The following is a 7,956-nucleotide window of genomic DNA, read 5'->3' on the forward strand; positions in this document are numbered from 1 at the left end:
ATGTGGATATCCCGGTGTTTGTCAAGTATGCAAGGCTATTGAGGCCGGAAAGCTCAACGACCCGGACTTTGTGTTGGTATAGCGAGGGAAAGTCTGGGTATTAGCAACCATTTCTGTCTATTTACCCCCCAGGTGCCCTAGCCGGCGGGGCGGGGTGTTTTTCCGGGCTGTACTGCAAATGTCGTACACACGAAGTACAGCTCTGACAACACATGTTCCATCCCCAGATGCTGGTGTGACTGCTGAGGTTCCGGTGTTTGTCAAGTATGCAAGGCTATTGAGGCCGGAAAGCTCAACGACCCGGACTTTGTGTTGGTATAGCGAGGGAAAGTCTGGGTATTAGCAACCATTTCTGTCTATTTACCCCCCAGGTGCCCTAGCCGGCGGGGCGGGGTGTTTTTCCGGGCTGTACTGCAAATGTCGTACACACGAAGTACAGCTCTGACAACACATGTTCCATCCCCAGATGCTGGTGTGACTGCTGAGGTTTGTGAGATTCTCGCTCCCTTCCGCCCGCTCCCTTCCGCCCGCTCCCTTCCGCCCGCTCCCTTCCGCCCGCTAACGTGACGACGTCCGCGCTAGCCGGCGGCTGCGCCGTCGTACCACACGCCCGCGCGCACGGTGCCGCGCAACAGCGCACGCCCACGCGCACCAATCACCTCCTGTCAAGTAGAATCCCTCCATGACTATCGGCCCGATCGCGAAGAAAATCCCTACCGAACGCACTTTCCACGGCGACACCTACGTGGATAATTACGAGTGGCTGCGTGATAAATCTGATCCGGATGTCCGCGCGCTTCTCAACGCCGAAAACGCCTATTTCCGGGAGCAAACCGCGGGTCTGAGCGATCTGCGCGATAACCTCGTGGCCGAATTCAAGGCGCGCACCAAGGAGGCTGACCGCGCCCTTCCTTACCGGGTGGGAGACTGGTGGTACTACCGGCGCACTTTCCAGGATCGGCAGTACCCGGCGATGTTCCGCACCCCGGCCCGCGGAGCCGCCCGCCCGGACCTGAACACCTCTTTCCCGGAATTCCCGGTGTGGGACGGTAACGAGCTCGCCCTCGGGGAAGAATTCTTCCTCTGCGGCGGATTCATGCCCTCGCCGGATGGCAAGCTCGGCGCCATGAGCGTGGATTTCACGGGCGATGAGCATTTCACCCTGCGCATTTTCGATATCGAAACCGGCCAGATCGTTGATGATTCCGTGCGCGACATTGGCTACGGCCTAGCCTGGATGGCCGATTCCAGCGCGGTTGCCTATTCGCGCGTGGATGATTCTTGGCGTCAGTGGCAGGTCAACCTCCACCGCATCGGCGATTTTAATGACACGGTCCTCTTCCAGGAAAACGACGAGCGTTTCTCCGTTGATCACGAACAGTCCCGCAACGGCAAGTGGATTATTATCCGTTCCGCTTCGGTGACCTCCTCGGATGTGCGTTTTATTTCCACGGAGAATATCGAGCAGCGCGTCAAGATCTTGGAGCGTCGCGAAGGCCTGGAATACACCGCGGAACCGGCCGGCGACCAAGTCCTTATCGTCCATAACGCCAACCGCCCCGATTTCGAGGTGGCTTCCGCGCCGCTGCGCACCTCCACCCCGGAAGAGTGGGATCCCATTTTCGTGCCCGCGGAGGGTGAGCGCGTCGATTACGTGGAGGCCTACGCCGGCCACGCCGTTATTTCGATGCGTTCCGAAGGCCAAACGCAGTTGCGGGTTATACGCCGCGAACGTCCACTTTCTGCCGCCAGTGCTATCGGTTCGGCCCCGTCGGCAGCGGCCAGTGCAGATGCCCGCGCGGTTGCGGGGAACGACGCCGCCACCACGGCGCCCGCACAACCGGCCGCGGCACGTCCTAACCACGGCTGGTGTGCCCCGGTGGCCATCCCCACCGGCGAGGGAAGCTTCGTGGAAACCTACCCGGAGGGCAATTGGTTCACTTCGCGGGTGGTCTTCACGGAGCAGTCCATCCTGGAGCCGCCCACCCAAAAGGCCTTCGACCCGCGCACCGGTGATATTGAGGTGCTGCGCACTCTTGATATCCCGGGTTATGACCCCTCGCTGTACACCCAGGATGCGGTATGGGTGACCGCCCGCGATGGTGTGGAGATCCCCCTCACGGTGGTGCGCCGTGCCGATATCCACCCGGATGGCACCAATCCCGGCTACCTCTACGGTTACGGCAGTTACGAAGTGTCGAACGAGCCCTATTTCTCTATTTACCGCTTGAGCTTGCTCGACCGCGGCGTCGTTATCGGGTGGTCGCATATCCGTGGCGGCGGTGAACTGGGGCGCCGGTGGTACGACGACGGAAAACTCCTCCGCAAGAAAAACACATTTAACGATTTCGTGGATTCGGCGCGGTGGCTTATCGACTCCGGCTGGGTGGCACCTGATCGCCTGGTGGCGGAAGGTGGCAGCGCCGGTGGTCTGCTGATCGGTGCGGCGATCAACCAGGCCCCCGAGCTTTTCCGAGCCGTGCATGCCGCGGTGCCCTTCGTGGATGCGCTGACCACCATTCTTAAACCGGAGCTCCCGCTGACGGTGGGCGAGTGGGAAGAATGGGGTAACCCGGTGGCTTCTCCGGAGGTGTATGCCTATATGAAGGACTACAGCCCGGTGGAGAATGTGCGCGAAGGCGTGCGTTACCCGGCGGTGTTGGCCACCACGTCCCTCAACGATATTCGGGTGCTCTACGTGGAGCCCACGAAGTGGGTCCAGGTGCTGCGCGAGAAAACCAAGCCCAGCCCGGACCGCCCCATCCTGGAACGCATCGAGATGGTGGCCGGGCACGCCGGGAAAACCGGGCGTTATGACGCCTGGCGGGAGCGCGCCGAAGAGGTGGCGTGGATGCTCGACCAGATCGACGCCACCGAAGTGTACTAGGCGCGGTGTACTAGGCGCGCAGCGCCGGCTAGCTCAGCCCTGTTTCGGCTAGCTAATTCCCGCTTCGGCCAGCGCCGCGGACCATGAGCCAAAGCGCTGGCGAATCGCGGCCCCGGAGGGGTAGGTGCCCTGGTTGCCCGAATCGGCCAGCCACTCCACGTACCCGTTGTAGCTGACGTTCTTGCCGTTGCGCCGCGCCGCGATAGCGTGGCTGCGCAACGCATCTACATAATCCTGGGTGGTGAATTTCAAGGCACCGCGTTTGCGCCCGCTGCTCACGGAGAGCCCGACCGCCTGGAGCGCCTCGTTCCAATACCCGGAAAAACGCTTGATTACGGTTTGCGAGGTGGGTGGCCAGGTCAGTTTCCCGCGCCCGGATTCCGCGCCTGCCTGTTCCGTGACGGCCAGGCGTTCGGCGTCGTACTGCTTTGCCGTGAGGGTGAGCTGCGGATCGGCCGCAATCGCGCGTTGGGCCCGGGCGATGCAGGCGAGCACCTCGTCCGCGTCCAGGGCGCAATCCCCGAGCGCCTTGCGCACATCCGCAACCATTTCCGCGTCAAGTGAGGCGGCGGGCGCTGCGGCGTCGTCGCCCGCAGTGGCGTGAACACGGCCGAAAACATAGAGAATCGCGGCCTCGAGCGCGAGGTGTGAAAAACGCGGCGGCAGGCTGCGGGCGCGTGATCCACTCGCGGTGCCGTGCCACGGCGAAGTTTCCGCCAGGCGCGCGAGGGTCGCTGTGACCGCGCGGGCAGAAAGGTCGGCGGCTTCGTCGATGCCGATGTGATAATCGATCCCGGCCTGCGGGCCGCATAGATCCGAGGCGGAACGGATCGTGATAAAAGGAATGCCCGCGAGTGCAGCGGTATGCGCGGCGGCGGTCGATTCCATATCGGTTAGCAGTGCGTCCGGGAAACGGGTGCGGGTATCCTCTACATTCGCGGCCGTGACAAAGGCATCGGAGGAGAGGACTTCGCCGCGGCGTGCATTCTCCGGGACCGCGGCGAGGAGGGTTGCGTCGCCTTCGAAATACTCCGGTGCGCCGGGGACCTGCCCGGGTGCGTAGCCGAAGACGGTTGCGTCCGCGCGGCCGTAGCGGTAGCGGGTTCCGGCAACGACGTCGCCCACCCGGATATCGGCAGCCAGGCCGCCGGCGGACCCGGCCGAGATGATGACCTCGGGGCGGTAGCGGGCCAGCGCCCAGCCGAGGGCGCTCGCGGTGGCGACCAGGCCAATGCCGGTGCGCAGGCAGAGAACCGGACCGAGGTTCGTGGGGACGTTCACCCCGGATGCGCCGCGCAGCTCGGTGGGGAAGATGGACTGGAGGGATTCGGCGGTGGCCGGGGTGGTGGCGCAGAAAGGTTCGGCGCGTAGGGCCGCGAGGACCGGCACGATTTCTTCGTCTTGAGCTGCGATGATGAGGGCGCGCAGCCGGGTGCCGCCGGGGGCGAGGGCGAGGGTGCGGCTCACTTGGCCATCACCTGCTCCCAGGTCGCGCGCCCGGCCAGCATGGCGGCCACCGCTTCCTGGGCGGCCTTGAGGTTGTGGTTGGCACCCCAGCCGCACTGCACTTCGTTCGCGGCCGGGACTTCGGTGGCGGCCAGGATGTCACGGAAGGTTTGTTCCACCAGCTCGCAGGTGCCGGGTACGTCCGGTTCGGCGGCGAGTAGCAGGTAGAAGCCGGTTTGGCAGCCCATCGGGGAAAAATCGACCACGGCATCGCTGTGGTTGCGCGAGTATTCGGCGAAGGAGTGCTCGATGGAGTGAATGACCGGCATGGTCAGGTGCTCTTTATTGGGCTGGCAGAAGCGAATGTCGTATTTGGTGAGGACGTCCCCGTGCGGCAGGCGTTTGATATCGGCAACCCGCACGTAGGGTGCGGAAACTTTCCGGTGGTCGAGGTTGAAAGACTCGACGTTCATATGCGGCACGGCTCTTCCCTTCTTTGGAACGCTACTTTGATGGGCCGGTTGTCATGGATCCGTGCGGTTCTGCTGGAGCCTGCTCGGTTCTGCTGGAGCCACACGGCGTGTTACAAACACTGGCTATTGTATCTAGCTTTTCTGATTCGGCTCAATGTAGTTAGATTTTGGGACTGTGCTGGCCGGGTGATCGGCACCTGAATATGTTGGGCCGTGGGGCGTGAAAACGAGGGTGGTAGGAAGCTCTGTTTTGGGGCTTCCTACCACCCTCGCGTGGTATCAGGTCAGTGTAAGACTGGCCTTATTGGATTACTCGGCCTTGCGGCGGCGTACGTATACCAGCGCTGCGCCGGCTGAGATGGCACTCAGCGCAAGGAAAGCGCTCAGTGCGATTTCGGCACCGGTATGCTGCAATGCCTGCTTCTTGCCCTTCTTCACAACTTTGCCGGCCTTGTTGGGAGCCTTGAAGTTGTTGATCTTAGCGCGAGCCTCATCAAGAGCTGCGGTTGCTTCGTCAACCTGGGCTTGGGTTGCGTTAGCGTCACCGAGCACCTGGTTCGCTTTGGCAAGCGCATCCTCGTAAGCCTTGCGAAGTTCTTCCGGAGCGGCCGGGTACTTCGCGGAAGCCTTGGTGGCTTCGTCTTGGTTGATGGATGCTTCGAGTTTGGCCTTGTCAGTCTTGGCGGCATCAATGAGCTTGGCTCGTGCCTCGTCCAGAGCCGTGGTTGCCTGGTCCACGGCTGCCTGGGTAGCGGCCGGGTCTTCGAAGACCTTGCGAGCGGCTTCTAGTGCCGCATCGTAATTCTTCTTAGCTTCCTTGGCTGCTTCCGAAGCGTTGTCCGCGGAAGCGTTGGTGTAGGCGGGGGAAGCCTTGGTGGCTTCGTCTTGGTTGATGGATGCTTCGAGTTTGGCCTTGTCGGTCGCGTACTTCTCTACCTCGGTACGAGCATCGTTCAGCGTCTTAAGTGCGGCATCGACCTCATCCTGTGTTGCTACAGGGTTCATGATCGTGCTTTGCGCGTCCAAGACGGCCTGGTCGTAGGCCTGTTTCGCGGCAGCAGCCTTATCATTCTTATCGGTGTTCGGAGTGCCGTCCTCATTGAGGAAGACCGGGTTAGAAGTGTTCCGGTACTGCGGAGTTGCCTTGAAAGTGGCATCTTCGTTTACCTTGGCGATAAGCGCTTCCTTATTGGATACAGTTACCGCACGAATATTCTCCAGCGCGGTTGTGAGTATCGGCTGAATATCGGACTGCTGCGCAACTTCCTTCAAAGCTGCAATAGCAGTATTAGCGATTTTCTGAGCGGCTTCCTTCGCGGCTTCCTTGTCCCCGGTTCGAGCGCCGGGAGCTGCGTCAAGCTCAGCGATCTTCTTTGCCAGCTCACCACGCACCTGCGCAAGTGCTGGTGCGATATCGATTAGGGAATCCTTGGCTGTCTTGAGCTGTTCACCCAGTTCCTTGTATTCCGCAGCGGACTTCAGATCCGAAGCTGTTACGGCTGCCTCTGCGGCTGCGATGGCCTTGTTGAGCGTGTCGATAGACGGATTGGACTTATCGACAATCGTGGCATCCTTGACTTTCTTGAGTGCATCCAGCTGTTCCCGCAGCAATGCCTTGGCTACTGGATCAGTCTTCTGGTCCACGTTGAAAGAATCGAAAAGCGGGGTGACGTAATGGTCGGGGGAGCGCTGCTCGTTGAGAGTAGTGGAATGACCCCACCGCTCGTACGCACCACTTGTCGAGGAAAAATCAGGAGTGATCTGAACCTTGTAAGCGGTGACGCCGACTGGAAGATCAATAGGCTTTGATGTGAAGCGCCCCGTCGCTCCTGGCTTAACATTTGTAAAATCTACCGGGCGTGCATTATTGAATTGCGTGGCGTATTGGATACCCTTTTGCTTGTCTTTGCCCCGGAAGTAGGCAATTGCGGTTTTATTAGCGATTTCTTCGGCCGTTGCTGGGGTAGCGTCCAAAGTTACTGGCTTCGTGCCGTTGCCAAAAGGTGTGACAGTGTACTCGGGAGTGCTTGCGGTATCACCGGGGTTGAAAGAAGCCGAATAAATCTCTTTGTCGGTTCCGGCTTGCGTTGTTAGAACACGAACGGTATAGCCAGCCGCACGGTTAGTCCGTGCCAGAGAGCCGGTGGAAAAGTCCACCACCACCTTAGTCCCATGTTCGGGGGCATAGGCTTTGAACTCGCGCTCAATACCGTAGAACGGCTCGGCGAAAGGTGAATCGCCGTCTCGCTTAGGAGGTAGATTCTTTTCATTGATGGATTTCACATTTGTGAAAGAAGCTTTAGCGTCCCAGGCTTTGCCGAGTGCAAGGAGATAGGGGTGCGTCCCCGTTGATAGTTCGTCTACGAAGCAGTCGAGGAGGGTATTGCCTCCTTCGGAAATGGCTGTACCAACCGTAGAGTTAAGGAACAGGCCATCTTCGCGGGCTTTGGCTACCAAGATTTTCCCGTTATTAATAGCCTTCCAGCCGCCCAGCTCCGTTACTTCTTGAATGGCGCCGTGGACAAGGCCGAGCTTTTCGGCTTCTGCATTGAAAGCGTCATCCGAAAGATCGTTATTTCTGACGGTTTCAGGAAGTTTCTGGAGTAGATCGTGGTAGTAAGTATCCGCCTGACCCTTCTGGTAGGCATCCATTACGGCGTTAGGATTTGGCGGGGGGGGGGGGTATTTCCAGCGGTTTCTGCCGCCATAACGCTCGCGGGGGCCGCAAGCGCCGAGGTTGCTAAAAGCGCGGCAAGGGATGCAACAAGTGTGCGTTTTGCCCGCCCTGTCTTGATAGTATCCATTTTCCTTCACATTCGTATTCTGTAGAAGTATTTGAAGGAAGAAACGGTGAGGTTTCGACCATAAATACACAAAAGCGCAATTGCCGAATCTGGTTCAGGGTTGCGTGTGCTTACCAATATAGTGGAACGGTGAGGCTGCTGGCTATTTACCAGGGTGTAGGTAGCGCTTATCTTTGCGCAAGTTTTCCCAGATGGAACACATGGCCTAGATAAAGGTATGGTCAAGTCCTGGGTAGTGGTGTATCTGTGTTCTCGAATCATGATTGTCATTCTCTGGTTTCGATACTAATAAGGACTGGATATCAGATACCGGTCAAGCAATAACGTCCTTCCCACTAATAGTCTT

The 7,956-nt window shown here is 59.5% G+C and carries 4 protein-coding genes; 1 reads left to right on the forward strand and 3 read right to left on the reverse strand.

What is annotated here, in order from left to right; all coding sequences use genetic code 11:
* The first annotated feature begins 682 nt into the window (after positions 1-682).
* Positions 683-2,887, forward strand: a complete 2,205-nt coding sequence (locus DDD64_RS08540) for a S9 family peptidase (RefSeq protein WP_126135942.1) — start codon at positions 683-685, stop codon at positions 2,885-2,887.
* A gap of 48 nt (positions 2,888-2,935) precedes the next feature.
* Here DDD64_RS08540 and mtnN read toward each other — a convergent pair whose 3' ends face one another.
* The 3 genes from mtnN to DDD64_RS08555 all read right to left on the reverse strand — a co-directional run bounded on the left by mtnN (position 2,936) and on the right by DDD64_RS08555 (position 7,458).
* Positions 2,936-4,354, reverse strand: a complete 1,419-nt coding sequence (gene mtnN, locus DDD64_RS08545) for a 5'-methylthioadenosine/S-adenosylhomocysteine nucleosidase (protein WP_126135943.1) — start codon at positions 4,352-4,354, stop codon at positions 2,936-2,938.
* Positions 4,351-4,806, reverse strand: coding sequence for an S-ribosylhomocysteine lyase (locus tag DDD64_RS08550; protein ID WP_126135944.1), 456 nt, complete (start codon positions 4,804-4,806; stop codon positions 4,351-4,353). Before DDD64_RS08550 ends, mtnN begins: the two co-directional genes overlap by 4 nt.
* 309 nt (positions 4,807-5,115) lie before the next feature.
* Positions 5,116-7,458 (reverse strand): FIVAR domain-containing protein, encoded by a 2,343-nt coding sequence (locus DDD64_RS08555; protein ID WP_126135945.1) that lies wholly within the window; start codon positions 7,456-7,458, stop codon positions 5,116-5,118.
* Positions 7,459-7,956 lie beyond the last annotated feature (498 nt).

The sequence above is a fragment of the Actinotignum sanguinis genome (assembly GCF_003957255.1).
GTDB lineage: Bacteria > Actinomycetota > Actinomycetes > Actinomycetales > Actinomycetaceae > Actinotignum > Actinotignum sanguinis.